This is a genomic window from Bacillus sp. EB106-02-03-XG38, from assembly GCF_058792175.1.
The window spans coordinates 253,003-272,572 of record NZ_JBYTED010000003.1; the positions used below are offsets into that span (position 1 = coordinate 253,003).

Annotated in this window: 18 protein-coding genes; 14 read left to right on the top strand and 4 right to left on the bottom strand. The window is 37.3% G+C overall.

The genetic code is table 11. The annotated features are described in order from the left end of the window. Positions 1-7 precede the first annotated feature (7 nt). Together ytrI and AC3WTI_RS15830 are read right to left on the bottom strand one after the other, a co-directional pair. Positions 8-511 carry a sporulation membrane protein YtrI gene (gene ytrI, locus AC3WTI_RS15825; RefSeq protein WP_087957155.1) on the bottom strand — a complete coding sequence of 168 codons (504 nt, stop codon included), beginning with the start codon at positions 509-511 and terminating at the stop codon, positions 8-10. Then, positions 508-921, bottom strand: coding sequence for a YtrH family sporulation protein (locus tag AC3WTI_RS15830; RefSeq protein WP_142286670.1), 414 nt, complete (start codon positions 919-921; stop codon positions 508-510). Before AC3WTI_RS15830 ends, ytrI begins: the two co-directional genes overlap by 4 nt. A gap of 42 nt (positions 922-963) precedes the next feature. Here AC3WTI_RS15830 and dnaE point away from each other — a divergent pair, with 42 nt between their 5' ends. The 8 genes from dnaE to AC3WTI_RS15870 all read left to right on the top strand — a co-directional run bounded on the left by dnaE (position 964) and on the right by AC3WTI_RS15870 (position 11,795). Continuing rightward, on the top strand, positions 964-4,290 hold the full coding sequence (gene dnaE, locus AC3WTI_RS15835; protein ID WP_087957154.1) for a DNA polymerase III subunit alpha: 3,327 nt from the start codon (positions 964-966) through the stop codon (positions 4,288-4,290). A gap of 133 nt (positions 4,291-4,423) precedes the next feature. Next, positions 4,424-5,632 carry an NADP-dependent malic enzyme gene (gene ystJ / locus AC3WTI_RS15840; RefSeq protein ID WP_162014308.1) on the top strand — a complete coding sequence of 403 codons (1,209 nt, stop codon included), beginning with the start codon at positions 4,424-4,426 and terminating at the stop codon, positions 5,630-5,632. 14 nt (positions 5,633-5,646) lie between these two features. Next, positions 5,647-6,291: a FadR/GntR family transcriptional regulator gene (locus AC3WTI_RS15845; RefSeq protein WP_087957153.1), complete on the top strand. Its 645-nt coding sequence runs from the start codon at positions 5,647-5,649 to the stop codon at positions 6,289-6,291. A gap of 185 nt (positions 6,292-6,476) precedes the next feature. Further along, positions 6,477-7,346 carry an acetyl-CoA carboxylase, carboxyltransferase subunit beta gene (gene accD, locus AC3WTI_RS15850; protein WP_087957152.1) on the top strand — a complete coding sequence of 290 codons (870 nt, stop codon included), beginning with the start codon at positions 6,477-6,479 and terminating at the stop codon, positions 7,344-7,346. Beyond that, a complete protein-coding gene (gene accA / locus AC3WTI_RS15855; protein WP_048531636.1) occupies positions 7,334-8,308 on the top strand; it encodes an acetyl-CoA carboxylase carboxyl transferase subunit alpha in 975 nt (324 codons plus the stop codon). The genes accD and accA overlap by 13 nt, the downstream gene beginning before the upstream one ends. Positions 8,309-8,436: 128 nt before the next feature. Next, entirely contained in the window at positions 8,437-9,396 is a 960-nt protein-coding gene (gene pfkA, locus AC3WTI_RS15860) for a 6-phosphofructokinase (RefSeq protein ID WP_087957151.1), read from the top strand. Positions 9,397-9,449: 53 nt separating this feature from the next. After that, positions 9,450-11,207, top strand: coding sequence for a pyruvate kinase (gene pyk / locus AC3WTI_RS15865; protein WP_060632499.1), 1,758 nt, complete (start codon positions 9,450-9,452; stop codon positions 11,205-11,207). A gap of 198 nt (positions 11,208-11,405) precedes the next feature. Next, positions 11,406-11,795 (top strand): FxsA family protein, encoded by a 390-nt coding sequence (locus AC3WTI_RS15870; protein ID WP_087957150.1) that lies wholly within the window; start codon positions 11,406-11,408, stop codon positions 11,793-11,795. 562 nt (positions 11,796-12,357) lie between these two features. Here the strand turns inward: AC3WTI_RS15870 and ytvI are convergent. Further along, on the bottom strand, positions 12,358-13,476 hold the full coding sequence (ytvI, locus tag AC3WTI_RS15875) for a sporulation integral membrane protein YtvI (protein WP_001081377.1): 1,119 nt from the start codon (positions 13,474-13,476) through the stop codon (positions 12,358-12,360). Between the two features lie 419 nt (positions 13,477-13,895). Between ytvI and AC3WTI_RS15880 the strand changes: the two genes are divergently transcribed. From AC3WTI_RS15880 to AC3WTI_RS15900, 5 genes are all read left to right on the top strand, one after another. After that, a complete protein-coding gene (locus AC3WTI_RS15880) occupies positions 13,896-14,357 on the top strand; it encodes a DUF441 domain-containing protein (protein WP_000625507.1) in 462 nt (153 codons plus the stop codon). 386 nt (positions 14,358-14,743) lie between these two features. Then, positions 14,744-15,892, top strand: a complete 1,149-nt coding sequence (citZ, locus tag AC3WTI_RS15885) for a citrate synthase (RefSeq protein ID WP_179192042.1) — start codon at positions 14,744-14,746, stop codon at positions 15,890-15,892. Positions 15,893-16,052: 160 nt separating this feature from the next. After that, on the top strand, positions 16,053-17,345 hold the full coding sequence (icd, locus tag AC3WTI_RS15890) for an NADP-dependent isocitrate dehydrogenase (RefSeq protein ID WP_142286671.1): 1,293 nt from the start codon (positions 16,053-16,055) through the stop codon (positions 17,343-17,345). A gap of 20 nt (positions 17,346-17,365) precedes the next feature. Beyond that, positions 17,366-18,304 (top strand): malate dehydrogenase, encoded by a 939-nt coding sequence (mdh, locus tag AC3WTI_RS15895; RefSeq protein ID WP_000153232.1) that lies wholly within the window; start codon positions 17,366-17,368, stop codon positions 18,302-18,304. A gap of 216 nt (positions 18,305-18,520) precedes the next feature. Next, a complete protein-coding gene (locus tag AC3WTI_RS15900; protein WP_000914178.1) occupies positions 18,521-18,994 on the top strand; it encodes a MaoC family dehydratase in 474 nt (157 codons plus the stop codon). Positions 18,995-19,050: 56 nt separating this feature from the next. Here AC3WTI_RS15900 and AC3WTI_RS15905 read toward each other — a convergent pair whose 3' ends face one another. Then, positions 19,051-19,182, bottom strand: a complete 132-nt coding sequence (locus AC3WTI_RS15905) for a hypothetical protein (RefSeq protein ID WP_001970716.1) — start codon at positions 19,180-19,182, stop codon at positions 19,051-19,053. A gap of 89 nt (positions 19,183-19,271) precedes the next feature. Here AC3WTI_RS15905 and AC3WTI_RS15910 point away from each other — a divergent pair, with 89 nt between their 5' ends. After that, a complete protein-coding gene (locus AC3WTI_RS15910; RefSeq protein ID WP_029440089.1) occupies positions 19,272-19,508 on the top strand; it encodes a hypothetical protein in 237 nt (78 codons plus the stop codon). The last annotated feature ends 62 nt before the right edge of the window (positions 19,509-19,570 follow it).

The window sequence follows — 19,570 nt, forward strand, 5'->3', positions numbered from 1 at the left end:
TCCTTCTTTATTTTTCTTTCTCTATAGCAATGCTAATTTCGAGCACGGTATCAAAAGATATTGTATCGACTTTAAAACGGTATAGTCGATCGTAATGTTTGTACGTCTTGTTTTCAATTACCTTTTTGAGTAGGTCTTTATTTTTGGCGATACTTTGTATGTTTTTCGTTAAAAGATGCTGGAGGTCATTATGGATAGAAGTAGTCATATTTTCGAGTGTAAGATTGTCTAAATCGTATTTTTCTCGATTGATTATTTTTATTTTAATCTCTTGAATAGTTAAGAGCCGTTTATTTTCAGTGTTCAATTTTTCTTGATCTTCGAGAAGGACGTGGAGCTTTGCTTCTTGTTTTTCTATAATTTCTTTTTGTTCTGCTATTTGAATAGCTTGTTCTTCTTGAAAAACACCGTATATGTACAAAAAAATAAACCAGCTCAATACACCTCCAACAGCAGCACCAGCTAAAACTAAATACCATCTTTTTGCTGTATTGGCACTTGGTACTCTCATGCATGTTCCTGCGTTAGCCATTTAATAATAATAAGACCAGTTTGCATACCACCCGTTGCGAAAAAAATAAGGAGAATTTGTTTTACGATATCTTTCATATCCCCGCCAAAGAAACTTCTTTCAAAGCTATAAAAAGTATCAAATGTTCCGCCAATCGCTGCGACGAGTGCCCAAATCCTTAAATTTTGGGCGAATTGATTAATGTAAGTTAGAGTTGGTTTTCCGATAAGAAATGCACCAAAGCCACCAATTAATGAACCACCGAGTATAACCCCAAAGGCAATAAAATAACTAATAATAAGCAGAGAGAAAAAAGTGTGTTCTCTTACATCCATCGTCATTCCCCTTTCTTCTTCATATATATGGACAAAGTATAAGAAGTATGTTTTGATTTCCGCTTTCCTCATCACCTATAATAAAAGTAGTCAAATTGGTAAAGAGAGGGTACAACAGTGAAGTTTGTGCATTTACAATGTCAAACCGTTTTTAGTTTATTAAAAAGTGCTTGTAAAATTGATGAGCTTGTAGTCAGGGCGAAAGAACTTGGTTTTTCATCACTCGCCATTACGGATGAAAATGTTATGTATGGCGTTATTCCGTTTTATAAAGCATGTAAGAAACATGGTATACAGCCTATTATCGGCTTAACAGCTTCTATTTTTAGTGAAGAAGACGAAAAATCTTATCCGCTTGTTTTACTTGCTGAAAATGAAATAGGTTATCAAAATTTATTAAAGATTTCTAGTAGCATTATGACGAAGTCAAAAGAAGGTATTCCGAAAAAGTGGCTTGCCCATTATGCGAAAGGATTAATTGCTATTTCACCAGGTAAAGATGGGGAAATTGAACAATTATTATTAGAAGACAAAGAGAGTGAAGCTGAAGAAGTAGCTCGCATGTATCAAAGTATGTTCGGCAATTTTTATATGAGTTTGCAGCATCATGCGATTCAAGATGAACTGCTTTTACAAGAAAAGCTGCCTGAATTTATTAATAAGGTAAATGTTCCAGTCGTTGCAACGAACGATGTACGCTACATCAACCAAAGTGACGCACTTGTTCATGAATGCTTATTATCTGTTGAAAGTGGAACGAAAATGACTGATCCAGATAGGCCGAGGCTGAAAACAGATCAATATTATTTAAAGTCAACGGATGAAATGGAAGCACTATTTTCGCATACTGAGGAAGCGATTCAAAATACAATAAAAATCGCAGAAAGTTGCCAAGTAGAAATTCCTTTCCATGTAAATCAATTACCGAAATTTCCTGTTCCAGCTAACGAGACGAGTGATATGTATTTACGCCGCGTTTGTGAAGAAGGGTTGCAGAAACGTTATGGTACGCCAAAAGAAGTACATATAAAGCGTTTGAATCATGAATTAAATGTGATTTCTAGTATGGGATTTAGCGATTATTTCCTCATCGTATGGGATTTCATGAAGTATGCGCATGAAAATCATATTTTAACAGGACCAGGGCGTGGATCGGCGGCTGGCTCACTCGTTTCTTATGTATTAGAAATTACAGACATTGATCCGATTGAATACGATCTATTATTTGAACGATTTTTAAACCCCGAACGTGTGACACTTCCAGATATTGATATCGATTTTCCAGATATAAGACGTGATGAGATGATTCGATATGTGAAAGATAAATATGGTCAGCTTCGTGTAGCTCAAATTGTAACGTTCGGGACGTTGGCAGCAAAAGCGGCAATTAGAGATATTGCGCGTGTAATGGGGCTTCCGCCGCGAGATATTGACATATTCTCAAAACTTATCCCATCAAAGCTTGGTATAACGCTAAAAGATGCATATGAGGAATCCCAATCACTCCGTGAGTTTATACAAGGAAACCTTCTGCATGAGCGTGTGTTTGAAATTGCAAAACGTGTAGAAGGCTTACCACGTCATACGTCTATTCATGCAGCTGGCGTTATTATGAGCCAAGAGCCATTAACCGGAAGTGTTGCGATTCAAGAAGGGCATAACGATGTGTATGTTACGCAATACCCAGCTGATGCATTAGAAGAACTTGGGTTGCTCAAGATGGACTTTTTAGGATTACGTAATTTAACGTTACTTGAAAATATTATAAAGTTTATCGTGGAAAAAACGGGGACAGAAATTGATATAAGAAGTTTACCACTTCAAGATGAAAAGACGTTCCAATTGTTAGGTAGAGGGGATACAACAGGTGTATTCCAGCTTGAATCAGGTGGTATGCGAAATGTACTTCGCGGGTTAAAACCGAATGAATTTGAAGATATTGTTGCTGTTAACTCGTTATATAGACCAGGACCGATGGAACAAATTCCGACCTTTATTGAATCAAAGCACGGAAAAAGAAAAATTGAATATTTACATCCGGACTTAAAGCCAATTCTAGAAAGAACATACGGTGTCATTGTATACCAAGAACAAATTATGCAAATTGCATCGAAGTTAGCGGGATTCTCGCTTGGAGAAGCAGATTTATTACGCCGTGCAGTCAGTAAAAAAAATCGTGATATTTTAGATCAGGAACGTAAGCATTTTGTGCAAGGTTGTTTACAAAATGGTTATGACGAGACGTCTGCAGAGAAAATTTACGATTTAATTGTAAGATTTGCAAATTATGGTTTCAACCGAAGTCACGCGGTAGCTTACAGTATGATTGGGTATCAACTTGCCTACTTAAAAGCGAATTATCCGCTGGAATTTATGACCGCACTATTGTCGAGTGCAATTGGAAATGAAGATAAGATTGTGCAGTATATACGAGAAACGAAGCGAAAAGGTTTCCATGTTTTGCCTCCATCTCTTCAGAGAAGTGGTTACAATTTCCAAATAGAAGGTAATGCGATACGCTACAGTCTACTTTCCATTCGAAACATCGGAATGGCTACAGTGACAGCTTTACTCGAAGAACGAGAGAAAAAAACGTTTGAAGATTTATTTGAATTTTGTCTTCGCATGCCATCAAAGTTTGTAACAGAGCGAAATTTAGAAGCGTTCGTCTGGTCTGGATGTTTTGATGATTTTGGTGTTTCGAGAACGAATTTGTGGAAAAGCCTTAAAGGAGCGGTAGAGTACGCAAATCTTGCGCGTGATTTAGGAGATGCTGTTCCAAAATCAAAATACGTACAAGGAGAAGAGCTCTCTTTTATTGAACAGTTAAATAAAGAAAAGGAAGCACTAGGTTTTTATTTATCAAGCTATCCGACAGCGCAGTATGTGAAGTTAGCGAAAGAATTAGAAATTCCATCTCTCGCTCAGGCGATGCGGTATAAGAAAAAGGTACAAAGAGCGATCGTGTATATAACAAGCGTAAGAGTGATTCGTACGAAAAAGTTGCAGAAGATGGCGTTTATTACATTTTGTGATCAAAATGATGAAATGGAAGCAGTTCTTTTCCCTGAAACTTATATACATTTCTCAGACAGGTTACAAGAAGGAGCAATTGTTTTAGTTGACGGTATGATTGAGCTTAGAAATCATAAGTTGCAATGGATTGTAAATGGACTATATCCGTTAGAAGAAATGGATGTGTATGAAGAAAAGAAAGATGCATCTGTTTACGTGAAATTGCCGTCTCAGTACGAGAAAAAGCAGTTAAATCAAGTTACTAAAATATTGTTTGACTATTCGGGTTTTGCGAAAGTACTAATTTATTATGAAAAGGAACATAAAATGGTACAATTATCACGAAGTTTATCGATTCATCCAAGTGAAGAATGTTTAGGAGCACTTCGTGAAATTGTCGGGGAAGAAAATGTGGTTGTGAAAATATAATGGACAATTTCCCTACACTTCGATTATTATAGTAGTAGTGTTCGTGGTCAGACCACTTGGAGAAATTGATATCAGCTAGAATAATTTGAGGAGAGTGGATAGTTTGTCAACACTTCGTGAAGAAGCACTTCACATGCATAAAGTGCATCAAGGAAAATTAGAAACTGTATCAAAAGTAAAAGTAGAAAATGCAAAAGATTTAAGTCTTGCATATTCTCCAGGGGTTGCAGAGCCTTGTAAAGAAATTTATGACGATAAAAGTAAGGTATATGAATATACGATGAAGGGAAATATGGTAGCAGTTGTGACTGATGGAACGGCTGTACTTGGTCTTGGTAACATTGGACCTGAAGCATCTCTTCCAGTAATGGAAGGTAAAGCTGTACTATTCAAGAGCTTTGCTGGTGTAGATGCATTCCCAATTGCCTTAAATACAAACGATGTAGATAAAATCGTTGAAACTGTAAAATTAATGGAGCCAACTTTTGGCGGCGTTAACTTAGAGGATATCGCAGCACCAAACTGCTTCATTATTGAAGAACGTTTGAAAAAAGAAACAAATATTCCTATCTTCCATGATGATCAACACGGAACAGCTATCGTAACAGTAGCGGGTCTTGTGAACGCGCTAAAACTAGTTGGAAAGAAAATGTCTGACATTAAAGTTGTCGCAAATGGCGCAGGTGCAGCAGGTATTGCAATTATTAAACTTTTATATCGCTATGGTGTACGCGACATTATTATGTGTGACCGTAAAGGCGCGATCTATGAGGGGCGTCCTACAGGTATGAATCCGGTGAAGGATGAAGTTGCAAAATATACAAATAAGAACCGTATTGAAGGTTCTTTAGCTGATGTTGTACAAGGTGCGGACGTATTCATTGGTGTATCTGCAGAAGGTGCATTAACAGAAGAGATGGTTCGTACAATGAATGACAATGCAATTATTTTTGCAATGGCGAATCCAGTTCCAGAAATTATGCCAGAATTGGCAAAAGCAGCGGGCGCAGCTGTTGTTGGAACAGGTCGCTCTGACTTCGCAAACCAAGTAAATAATGTACTAGCGTTCCCTGGTATTTTCCGCGGTGCACTTGACGTACATGCGACACAAATTAACGAAGAAATGAAGATGGCAGCTGTACAGGCTATTGCAGAGCTTGTAGCAGAAGATGAGTTAAATGCAGACTATATCATTCCAGCACCGTTTGACGCGCGTGTAGCGCCTCAAGTGGCAGCTTACGTTGCGAAAGCTGCAATGGAGACAGGAGTAGCTCGCCGTCAAGTAGATCCAAATGAAGTTGCTGAGAAAACAAAACAATTAGCGCTGATTGGTAAAGAATAAGCGAGGAATTTCCATTGACATCATCAAATACAAAAGTATATCTCGAAATTGTAAAGAAAATCCGTTCCATTATGGAAGAGGATGGATTGGTAGCAGGGGATCGTTTACCGTCTGAGCGTGAGTTAAGTTCACGTTTAAATGTAGGGCGTTCCTCTGTAAGAGAAGCGTTGCGTGCTTTAGAACTGGTAGGATTAATTGAAACGAGACGTGGTGAAGGGACGTTTATTCGAAACTTTTACGATAACGGTCTTGTACAATTGATTGCGCCGTTCTTGCTGCAAGATGAGAAAACAATTCGTGATTTATTACAAACAAAACGATTGCTTGAGAAAGATATGATTCGAATTGTATGTAATTTACCGAAAGAAACGTCTTCTAAAGTGCTAAGTAAATTACATCAAGTACTTGAAGGAAATGAAAATTCGATTCCGACGCTTCATCAAACGTTCTTTAAAACACTTATTGAACAAGTCGATAATTATTTACTATATCGCATTTGGATGATCGTAAATGATTACGTATCAACTCTTTCTTGTAAAGTTTCAGGAGATTCTATCGATATGTATAGAAAGCTTTACGCTACTTTGGAAGGAAAACAAGAAAATGATGCACTAAAAATTTACGATGAATTAGTAGAGAATATACAGTTTCACTCGTAATGTATAAAATTTGTCGAAATGACCATGACACGTTATGACAAACATTCTATCGCGTAGCGGTTAAAGTTAAACGTAAAGAGTGAGGTTATTAGACAGATTGAGAAGATAAGGCTAACATCAAACTTTGGTGTTAGCCCAATTTTCTTCTTACGCTAACCTTAGCTCTCAACGAAGGGGGTCAAATTGTGCTAAGAGATTTATTCGTGAAAAAGAAAAAGTACGCTGCAATACCTTCAGAACAAGTACGAAAAGATGTACCAGATGGCGTTATGACAAAATGTCCGAAATGTAAAAAAATCATGTATACGAAAGAGCTTCTAAAAAATTTAAAAGTATGTGTGAATTGTGGATATCATCACCCTATGAATGCAGGGGAACGTCTTGATAGTATATTGGACGAAGGGTCATTCCGTGAGTATGACAAAGAAATGGTTTCATTAAATCCACTCGAGTTTCCAGGATATGAAGAGAAACTAGAGAGCGATCGTAAGAAGACTGAATTGAACGAAGCGGTTGTAACTGGTGAAGGAACAATTGATGACATGCTTGTTGTTGTTGCAGTAATGGATTCTCGTTTTCGAATGGGGAGTATGGGCTCTGTTGTAGGAGAAAAAATTGCCCGTGCGGTTGAAAAGGCATACGACTTACAAGTTCCATTTATTATCTTTACTGCTTCGGGTGGTGCCCGTATGCAAGAAGGGATATTAAGTTTAATGCAAATGGCAAAAACAAGCGTAGCTTTGAAAAAGCATAGTAATGCAGGAGGATTATTTATTTCTGTTATGACTCACCCAACGACGGGCGGGGTTTCAGCGAGTTTCGCTTCACTTGGTGATTATAATCTTGCAGAACCAGGGGCACTGATCGGATTTGCTGGTAGACGTGTAATTGAACAAACTGTGCGTGAGAAACTACCGGAAGATTTCCAAACGGCAGAATTCTTACTAGAACATGGTCAATTAGATGCTGTGGTGCATCGTGATGATATGAGAGAATCGCTTCGCAAGATTTTAGAAGTTCATCAAGGAGGGGAAATGGCTGTATGGCAGAGCTAGAATTTGAGAAACCAGTTGTTGAGCTAAGAAATAAGATTCGTGAACTGAAAGACTATACGAAAAACAGCCAGATGGATTTCAGTGAGGAGATTCGTATTTTGGAAGACAAGCTAGAAAATTTAGAGGAAGATATATACGGCAATATGAAAGTATGGGACCGTGTTCAAATTGCTCGTCATGCAGAACGACCGACAACGCTCGATTATATTGAGCACTTATTTACTGATTTTTTTGAATGTCATGGAGATCGTCTATTTGGCGATGATGCAGCGATTGTCGGCGGCATTGCGAAGTATAAAGGGATGCCTGTAACTGTAATTGGGCATCAACGCGGAAAAGATACGAAAGAAAATATTCGCCGTAATTTTGGGATGCCTCATCCAGAAGGATATCGAAAAGCACTGCGTCTCATGAAACAAGCGGAAAAGTTTAATCGTCCTATTATTTGTTTCATCGATACGAAGGGAGCTTATCCTGGTAAAGCTGCTGAAGAACGTGGTCAAAGTGAAGCTATCGCTCGCAATTTATTTGAAATGGCAGGCTTAACAGTACCTGTTATTTGTATCGTTATCGGCGAAGGTGGTAGTGGTGGCGCGCTAGGTCTTGGAGTAGGGGATTACATTCATATGCTAGAAAATTCCACTTATTCTGTTATTACACCAGAGGGTGCAGCGGCAATTCTTTGGAAAGATGCAGGAAAAGCAAAGGAAGCTGCAGAGGCGATGAGAATTACAGCAGCAGATTTGAAAGAATTAGGTGTAATTGACGAAATTATTCCAGAGACAAAAGGTGGAGCGCATCGTAATATTTTAAAACAGTCAGAAAATATAGACTTAATGATTCGAAAAACTTTTGAACAATTAAACGGAATTTCGAAAGATGAATTAATCGAAAAACGTTATGAAAAATATATGAAAATTGGGCAAGTTTCGTTTTCAAACGCTTCCATTTGGATAAAATAAGAAAAGCGTGCGTTCCACTTCGCGAATGCACGTTTTTATTATGAAAAGACACATCTTCTCCATTGTATTTTTATATTTTTTCGTGTTATTTTATTATAAGGCAAATAATCTTTATGAGGTGAGTACAAATGAAACGTATTGGTGTATTAACAAGTGGTGGAGATTCACCTGGTATGAATGCTGCCATTCGTGCAGTTGTTCGTAAAGCGATTTTCCATGATATTGAAGTATATGGTATTTACCATGGATACGCTGGATTAATTTCTGGTCATATTGAAAAATTAGAACTTGGTTCTGTTGGCGATATTATCCACCGCGGTGGTACAAAATTATATACAGCAAGATGTCCTGAGTTTAAAGATCCAGAAGTACGACTAAAAGGTATCGAGCAATTAAAGAAACACGGTATCGAGGGACTTGTTGTTATTGGTGGAGATGGTTCTTACCAAGGCGCTAAAAAATTAACTGAACAAGGATTCCCATGTGTTGGTGTACCAGGTACAATCGACAATGATATCCCTGGAACAGACTTCACAATTGGTTTCGATACAGCTTTAAACACTGTTATTGATGCAATTGATAAAATTCGTGACACAGCTACATCTCATGAACGTACATATGTTATCGAAGTAATGGGACGTCACGCTGGTGATATCGCATTATGGGCTGGTTTAGCTGATGGTGCGGAAACAATCTTAATTCCAGAAGAAGAGTATGACATGGAAGATGTTATCGCTCGTCTGAAGCGTGGTAGTGAACGTGGTAAAAAACACAGTATTATCGTTGTAGCTGAAGGTGTTGGAAGTGCAATTGACATCGGTAAGCACATTGAAGAAGCAACAAACTTTGATACTCGCGTAACTGTATTAGGTCACGTACAACGTGGCGGATCACCAAGTGCACAAGACCGTGTATTAGCAAGCCGTCTTGGTGCAAGAGCAGTTGAATTGTTAATTGCTGGTCAAGGTGGACGTTGTGTAGGTATTCAAGATAACAAACTTGTTGATCATGATATTATCGAAGCGTTAGCTCAAAAGCATACAATCGATAAAGATATGTATCAATTATCTAAAGAATTATCCATCTAATCGGCGTAATGTCGGATATTTGGGAACGGTTTCATAATTTTCGGAGGTGCAATATGCGTAAAACTAAAATTGTATGTACTATAGGTCCTGCTAGTGAAAGTATTGAAAAATTAGAGCAATTAATCGAAGCAGGTATGAACGTTGCTCGTTTAAACTTCTCTCATGGTAGCCATGAAGAGCACGGTGCTCGTATTAAAAACATTCGTGAAGCTTCAAAGAAAACTGGTAAAACAGTTGGTATCTTACTTGATACAAAAGGTCCAGAAATCCGTACTCACGACTTCGTAGACGGACAAGCTGAGCTTGTAACCGGTGCAGAAGTAGTTCTTTCTACTGAGCAAGTATTAGGTACTGCTGAGAAGTTCTCTGTATCTTATGCTGGTCTTTATGACGATGTAGACCCAGGTTCTCGCATTCTAATCGATGATGGTCTTATCGAACTAGAAGTAATCGAAAAAGCTGACGGAAACATCCGTACAAAAGTTCTTAACAGCGGAACTGTAAAAAATAAAAAAGGTGTTAACGTACCAAATGTAAGCATTAAGCTTCCTGGTATCACTGAAAAAGACGTAAAAGATATCATCTTCGGTATCGAGCAAAAAGTTGATTTCATCGCAGCTTCATTCGTACGTAAAGCGTCTGACGTATTAGAAATTCGCGAATTATTAGAAGAGCATAACGCTCAGTACATCCAAATCGTACCAAAAATCGAAAACCAAGAGGGTATCGATAATATCGATTCAATCTTAGAAGTTTCTGACGGTTTAATGGTAGCTCGTGGTGATATGGGTGTAGAAATTCCACCAGAAGAAGTACCTTTAGTACAAAAACGCCTAATCAAAAAATGTAACGTGTTAGGTAAACCAGTTATTACTGCGACACAAATGTTAGATTCTATGCAACGTAACCCACGTCCAACTCGTGCGGAAGCAAGTGACGTAGCTAACGCAATCTTCGATGGTACAGATGCAATCATGCTTTCAGGTGAAACAGCTGCTGGTCAATACCCAGTAGAAGCAGTAACAATGATGGCTAACATTGCAGTACGCGTTGAAAAATCATTACAATACGAAGATATGTTCAAAAAACGTATTAAAGAGTTCACTCCAACAATTACAGATGCAATTAGTCAATCTGTTGCGCATACAGCACTTGCTCTTGATGTAGCTGCAATCGTAGCTCCAACAGAAAGTGGATATACTGCGAAAATGATCTCTAAATATCGTCCAAAATCTCCAATCGTAGCTGTAACATCTGACGAGCAAGTAGGACGTCGTCTTGCACTTGTTTGGGGTGTACAAGCATTTATGGCTGGAAAACGTGCAGCGTCTACTGACGAAATGTTAGATACTGCAATTCAAACAGGTATGGATGCAGGTCTAATCGGACTTGGAGATACTGTAGTAATCACTGCTGGTGTACCAGTTGCTGAAACTGGTACAACAAACTTAATGAAAATCCACGTTGTTGGTGAAGAAGTTGCTAAAGGACAAGGAATCGGTCGTAAAGCTGCAAAAGGTAAAGTAGTTGTAGCAAAAACAGCTGCTGAAGCTGTAGCGAACGTAAACGAAGGTGATATCCTTGTTACAACAAGCACTGATAAAGATATGATTCCTGCAATCGAAAAAGCTGCTGCTCTAGTTGTAGAAGAAGGCGGTTTAACAAGCCATGCGGCTGTTGTAGGTGTATCAATCGGTATTCCTGTTATCGTTGGTGTAAACGGCGTAACAGCAACTTTAAAAAATGGCCAAGAAGTAACAGTTGATGCAGCACGCGGAATTGTTTATAATGGACATGCGGAAGTGCTATAAGTAATACGGAGAGAAGGATCGGAGTCCTTCTCTTTTTTTTACACAAAAATGAGATATAACTAGCTTGAGGCGTCTGAAATTGCTTTTAAAAGCTGTTTATTAGGAAGTTTAATAAGAAAGTGTATTCGATTTTAATGTGGTGTATATGGGCGTTGTGAGGGCGTTTAAAGTGATTGTATATGGAAGGAGTGTAGAACTATGAAGTGGTTACTATTGTTGTTTATTTTAATACCGGCGATTGAGATTACGGTCTTAATTGGATCGAGTCATGTAATAGGTTTATGGTCTACGTTCGCTATGATTGTATTTACGGGTGTTGTAGGTGTGTATGTAGCGAAAAGACAAGGGTTTAAAGTGCTTGGAGAGATTCAATCTAAGTTGAATCGAGGGGAAATGCCAGGAGGGGCAGTGCTGGATGGTATTTTTATCTTTGTAGGAGGGATTCTTTTAGTACTTCCTGGATATGTAACGGATATAATGGGCTTTATCTTCGTTATCCCTGTGACGAGGGCTTTGTTGAAGCCATTTGTTATGAAGTGGATGGAATGGAAGTTTAGGAAGAACTCTACTATTATTGTGCAGAAATAGTGCTTAGATTATCGCAATCTAAGCACTATTTTTTTTGTCTGCAAAAAGATGAAGGGATGGTTAAAGGGCTGAATCGAACTATCGATAAAAGCCTGATTGGTGAAGATTAATAATGAGTGGGGGGCAAAATCCTTAAGTTAAAGTTTTATTTGTTCGGTTGGATATGTGATAGGAGGAGTTATTAGCTCTTAATGGATGTATTGTGAGAGAAAAATTCTGAACTTAAGCTTATTTGTGTGCATGAAAAGAATTAATTAGTGTGGAAAAGTTAAATGAGAGTAGTAAACAGCTTAGTTTAAGTCTAATTCATGTTATTTTGTATATTTATTCATTTACATAAAAAGTAATAAATGTAAGTAATAATTATAAAAATAATAGAATAAATATGTAAAAAATACCTCGAAATATACATTTTCTATGCAAAAAACAAGAGAACTATCCTTTTTGGGGGTGCCATTCTCTTGTTGTATGTGATGAGTATGAAAAATAAGTACAAGGAATAATCAGTGGGAAATTCCCACTGATTATGTGTAAGTTTTTGTTGTATATGAATTAGAAACTATTATTTTGAAGGTGAGCCTTTAATATATTTCCACAAATCATGGAATACACGAGCTTTGTGCAATGTATTAAGTAATACTAAGGTGACTGGGCCGATGATTAATCCTAAAAAGCCAAAGAGTTTAAAGCCGACAAATAGAGCGATCAGTGTTGCTAATGGATCGAGGCCAATATTAGAAGAAAGTACTTTAGGCTCCATAATTTGTCTTTGGACAATCACGACGATGTATAAAATGAGAAGACCAATGGCGAAAGCAGTGTCGCCAGTGAAAAATACGTATATAACCCAAGGAACGAAAACAGCTCCTGTTCCTAAATATGGGAGTAAATCTACAACCCCTGTAATAATCGCGATAGTAATGGCGTATGGTACGCGTAATATTAACAGTCCGATTAGTACAATAACAGTTGTCATAGATACGAGTGTAAGTTGTGCTTTAACAAAACCGAATAAAGCTTTTCTTAAATCGACAAAAATTGTTTTTCCATAGCCATGAACACGGTTGGGTAAAAATTTTCTTACTTTCTGAGCGAGACGATGCCAATCGTAACTAATGAAGAAAGTGGCTAATAAAACGAATACAAGCACAGTTAAAGTTGTTGGTAATGCACTAATGAAATTTGTTAATCCGCTTATAATAGCGGTTAAAAGTTCTTTCATTTGCGTCGTTGCTTCTGTTCCTAAGTTTTGAATGTTTTGTGTAATCGTATAGCGCTGTGGTTCCCCAAGATGATTAAATTTAGAAATTAAATCATCATAGAGAGGCATAATATGATTAAGTGCAAATTGCTGAGCGAATGCAACGATATCCGGAAATTTTACTGTAACAAGTTGTAGTAAGTATGTTGTAGCAGATATGGCTTCTGTTACAAGGTATGTAACGAGTCCGACGATAGCTCCGAATACGAGAATTAAGCTAACGAGTACTGCGAGTGCGCGAGGAAATTGTAGTTTTTGATTAAGGAAATTGACGACAGGATTAATCAAATAAGCAAATGCGAAAGCGATAATAAAAGGGTAGATAAGTCCTGACATATACAGTAATGCATAGAACCCGGCTACCGTCGCTACAATGACGAATATGAGTCGCAATATCATATATAGTAAGTTTCGATTCAAAGATGTATACCTCCCATTCCAATTTGGATTATCCTAATTCGTTCAACTTATAACGAGTGTGCCCCACTGATTAAAGTTTCGCTTTATGTTATAGTGGAATGATGGATTTTTCCTGCTTTTTCAGTACGTGAGTGACTGGGAAAGCTTGGTGTTGATGCTTCTACTATATGGTAAAAACTTCATTTTCTCTTCTTTTTATTTTACCTGTTTCTTATTAGAAAAGAAAGGAGAGACGACCGTTTTTAAAAATGTATACGTGCTTACATTTTTGTGGTGAAAGTCTCAGTTTGTCGTTTTAAAATACATAAAAAATGAAGTGGTTTATGTTGAATAGGCATCGATATAGCATGTATAACGATAGGTTTAAAGGTATTTTTGTTTGGAAATGAGTTCATTATTTTCAGAAAGGAAGTGTAAACATGATTAGTCAGTCAACGTTATTTTTATTCATACTACTTATTATAGGACTTATTGCGAAAAACCAATCGTTAACTGTAGCTATTGGTGTGTTATTTTTATTGAAATTTACGTTTCTAGGAGATAAAGTCTTTCCGTATTTACAAACGAAAGGAATTAACCTTGGTGTTACGGTTATTACAATAGCAGTACTCGTACCGATTGCGACGGGGGAAATAGGTTTTAAACAACTTGGAGAAGCAGCGAAATCGTATTATGCATGGATTGCTTTAGCTTCAGGGGTAGCGGTTGCTTTGTTAGCGAAAGGCGGCGTACAATTATTGACGACGGATCCTCATATTACAACTGCGCTCGTTTTCGGGACAATTATAGCGGTTGCTTTATTTAATGGAGTTGCTGTAGGCCCGTTAATTGGGGCTGGAATTGCCTATGCAGTGATGAGTATTATACAGATGTTTAAATAAGGAATTTTATAGTAATATAAAAATTTTGAATTCTTTCTGTTCACAAAAGTCAGATAATTGTTTATAATAGGATTAGAAACTTTGAAAAGTTACATAACAGCCGAGACTTTACACCAGATAAAATAAAAACAACATAAAACAATTTTATAATGATATTGTTTTATGTTGTTTTTATCATAAAACTCTTCGGAATTCATTTTCCTCACTAACTTGTTGTTTTGAGCGTGAGGATTCGGGGAGACATTCACGCTCATGCTTTCCATGTAGACAATGGACATAAGAGGGGAACATCGCAACAAATTTGCATGAACGTGCATTTTGCTTGCCTAAAGAGTGAACGGGCGTTCATAATTCAAAAGGGAAGCAAATAGATATAAGGAGCAAGGTTGGGAGAATTTTCAGGAAAAGGAGAGAATGTCATGACTGTTATTCGAGGTTTAGAAGGGGTAGTAGCAACAACATCATCTGTGAGCTCTATTATTGATGATACATTAACTTATGTTGGGTATAATATTGATGATTTAGCGGAGAATGCTACATTTGAAGAAGTAGTGTACTTATTATGGCATCGCAAGCTTCCTAACGAACAAGAACTAGCGAAATTTAAAGAGATTGTATCGGAATACTATAAAGTACCAGGTGAAATTTTAACATATTTGAAACAAGTAGATTTAAAAATCGCACATCCGATGTCTGTTTTACGAACTGCAATTTCCATGCTATCATTATACGATGAGAGCGCTGAAATTATGGATGAAAAGTCCAATTATTTGAAAGCGGTTAAATTACAGGCTCAAGTGGGAACTTTAGTTGCTGCTTATGCAAGAATTCGTAAAGGTTTAGATGTTGTTGAGCCTAGAAATGATTTATCATTAGCTGCAAACTTCTTGTACATGTTAAATGATCGCGAGCCAAATGAAGTTGAAATTGAAGCTTTTGATAAGGCGCTTGTACTTCACGCAGATCATGAGTTAAACGCTTCTACATTTACTGCGCGCGTTTGTGTAGCTACACTTTCAGATGTATATTCTGGTATTACAGCAGCAATCGGTGCGTTAAAAGGTCCTCTTCACGGCGGGGCAAATGAAAATGTAATGAAGATGTTAACTGAAATTGGCGAAGAAGAAAATGTAGAATCATATATTCATAATGCTCTTCAAAATAAAGTGAAAATCATGGGCTTTGGCCACCGTGTATATGAGCAGGGTGATCCACGTGCAAAACATTTACGTGAAATGTCCAAGAGATTATGCGTGCTTTTAGGAGAAGACAAATGGTATAATATGTCTATCAAAATTGAAGACATTGTAACAAAAGAAAAAGGTCTTCCACCAAATGTTGATTTCTATTCAGCTTCTGTATACCATTGTTTAGGAATTGACCATGACTTATTTACACCTATCTTTGCAATTAGCCGTATGTCAGGCTGGTTAGCTCATATTCTAGAACAATATGAAAACAACCGTTTAATCCGTCCACGTGCTGATTATAATGGACCAACACATCAAGTGTACGTTCCAATTGCACAACGATAAGCGAAAAACACTATTTTGATAGTGAAAATACGCTTTTAAAAGTCTGATTTTTTCGGAAAGATGTAATGATTAGAATATTTTAATTTGACTAACGGTTTGAACTGAGGGGTGATTCCCTCAGTTTCATACATATGAAATTTCAAACATGGGGGTTATCACATTGACGACAGGTGAAAAAATTACTGTAACTAATGGTGTTATGAATGTACCAAACAATCCGATTATTCCATTTATTGAAGGAGATGGAATTGGTCCTGACATTTGGGCAGCTGCATCACGCGTACTAGAAGCGGCAGTTGAAAAAGCTTATGATGGTGAGAAGAAAATCGTTTGGAAAGAAGTGCTTGCAGGGGAAAAAGCATTCAACCAAACAGGCGAGTGGTTACCAGAAGAAACTTTAAATTTAATTCGTGAGTATTTAATCGCGATTAAAGGTCCACTTACAACTCCAGTTGGCGGTGGTATTCGTTCTCTAAACGTAGCACTTCGTCAAGAATTAGATTTATATGTATGTCTACGTCCAGTTCGTTATTTTGAAGGTGTTCCTTCACCTGTAAAACGTCCGGAAGATACTAATATGGTTATTTTCCGTGAAAATACAGAAGACATTTACGCTGGAATTGAATATGCACAAGGATCTCCAGAAGCAGAAAAAGTTCTTGCTTTCTTAAAAGAAGCAATGGGTGTTAATAAAATCCGCTTCCCAGAAACATCTGGTATTGGTATTAAACCAATCTCAGAAGAAGGGACAAAGCGTCTTGTTCGTGCTGCGATTCAATATGCAATTAACGAAAAACGCTCTTCTGTTACATTAGTTCATAAAGGAAACATTATGAAATTTACAGAAGGTGCTTTCAAAAACTGGGGTTACGAAGTAGCGGAACAAGAATTCGGCGACAAAGTATTTACTTGGGCTGAATATGATCGTATCGTTGAGAAAGATGGTAAAGATGCAGCGAATAAAGCGATGGCAGACGCTGAAGTGGCTGGAAAAATCATCGTAAAAGATTCTATTGCAGACATCTTCTTACAACAAATTTTAACTCGTCCACGTGAGTTCGATGTTGTTGCAACAATGAACTTAAACGGAGACTACATCTCTGATGCACTTGCTGCACAAGTAGGTGGAATTGGTATTGCACCTGGTGCAAACATTAACTATGTAACTGGACATGCTATCTTTGAAGCTACGCACGGTACAGCTCCAAAATATGCAGGTTTAGATAAAGTAAACCCATCTTCAGTTCTTCTTTCTGGTGTATTATTATTAGAACACTTAGGATGGAACGAAGCTGCGAAATTAGTAACTGCTTCTGTTGAGAAAACAATTGCTTCAAAAGTAGTAACTTATGATTTCGCACGCTTAATGGAAGGTGCAACAGAAGTGAAATGTTCTGAGTTCGCTAATGAACTTATTAAAAACATGGATGTAGCGATAATCAAAAACGCATAATTAAAGCGGGGGGGTAAATTATGACAATCAAACGCAAGAAAGTTTCAGTCATCGGTGCAGGATTTACAGGAGCAACAACAGCATTCTTATTAGCACAAAAAGAACTTGCAGATGTTGTATTAGTGGACATTCCACAACTGGAAAATCCAACAAAAGGGAAAGCGTTAGATATGTTAGAAGCGAGCCCAGTACAAGGTTTTGATGCTAACATTATTGGAACATCTGATTACGCAGATACTGCTGATTCTGACGTTGTTGTGATTACAGCGGGTATTGCGCGTAAGCCTGGTATGAGCCGTGATGATTTAGTAGCAACAAATTCTAAAATTATGAAAAGTATTACGCGCGACATTGCAAAACATTCACCAAATGCGATTATTGTTGTATTAACAAATCCAGTTGATGCAATGACATATTCTGTATTTAAAGAAGCAGGATTCCCGAAAGAGCGTGTTATCGGTCAATCGGGCGTATTAGATACAGCTCGTTTCCGTACATTCATCGCACAAGAATTAAATCTTTCTGTGAAAGACATTACAGGATTTGTTCTTGGTGGACACGGTGACGATATGGTACCTCTTGTACGTTATTCTTATGCAGGTGGCATTCCGTTAGAAACGTTAATTCCGAAAGAGCGTTTAGAAGCAATCGTAGAGCGTACCCGTAAAGGTGGCGGCGAGATTGTAGGCTTATTAGGCAACGGTAGTGCATATTACGCACCAGCTGCTTCTTTAGTTGAAATGACAGAAGCAATCTTAAAAGATCAACGCCGTGTATTACCGGCTATTGCGTACCTTGAAGGAGAATATGGTTATAGCGACCTTTACTTAGGGGTACCAGTAATTCTAGGTGGTAACGGAATTGAAAAAATTATTGAATTAGAACTTCTTGCAGATGAAAAAGAAGCGTTAGATCGCTCTGTAGAATCTGTACGTAATGTTATGAAGGTTCTTGTTTAATAATTAAATATAAGTAGAAAAAGATTCGGGGCCCCGAATCTTTTTCTACTATATATGTAAATGTTTTTTTGAAATAATATGAAAACGCTATCATTTTTTGTATCCTATAATGAAACTATAGATTTATACTATACATTGCCCTCATCATAGTAAATTTCGGATCAGGTATCGCTTTTAGTAGGATAATAAGGTGAAAAAATCGGAGGGGGTTGTAACATGTTAAAGAAAAAAGTTCAAATTGGTCGTAAAATGGATGAAATTACAGTAGGAGAGAAATTATCTATCACTGAAAAAATTGAGGATAAAGATTTGTTATTGTACTTAGGGTTAACGAATGATGCCAATCCATTATATATTCAGCATGATTACGCATCCCAAACTCCGTATGAAAAGCCGATTGTACCAAGCATTATGCTAACTGGAATGATTACAACGGCAGTTACGAAATATTTACCAGGTCCAGGTAGTCATATTACGAGAAAGGACCTTACGTTCGTGAAGCATGTTCACCATTATGAAACGTTACAAATCCATTTTGAAGTTGTGGCTGTTTCTGAGGAGGAACATACAATTGATATGCTTGTATCTGCTCATGATGAAAAAGGGGATACTGTTGTGAAAGGCTCATTAACAGTAACGCCACCTTATAAATCAGTCTCTATTATGGAAAAAGCATTAGATAATTTTTAAAACATGAAAATATGAATAGCGCTAGCATACCTTTCATAAAGGAGCTAGCGCTATTTTTAGTTAAAGAATCCCTCTTTGAACCCTTCAGCAAAATCTGAACACCCCGTTTTAATCGTATCCCAGCTCGGTACGTTAAAAGTAAGGAAACATGTTACTAATAAAGTTAAAATAGGTAGTAATATTCGCATAATAGCTCCTTCATCAAATTTATTTATATATTAAAATTAATAATATATAGATTGGTAATTAAAGTCAATTAAAGGGGTGTTTTTTTAAGGTGAAGTGGAAGAGAGAAGACGTTATCTTTGAAACGATGAGAGAAGCTGAAGTGTGGGCAGACGGGGTTGCGAATGAAATGTATGGAAGACTATTTGATGGATATGAAACGCTAGATTATAAAATAGCGTATGCTCTTTCTTTTTTTCTAGCGCAAAATCGAGAATTCAATATTCATACGGAAGTAGAATGGAATGAAAATATAGATGTGTATAAAGTATGGATAACAACACGTTAATGGAAGTGAATGAGTAATAACAATGGCACAATCTGAATCCATGAATAGACAATTATATTGAG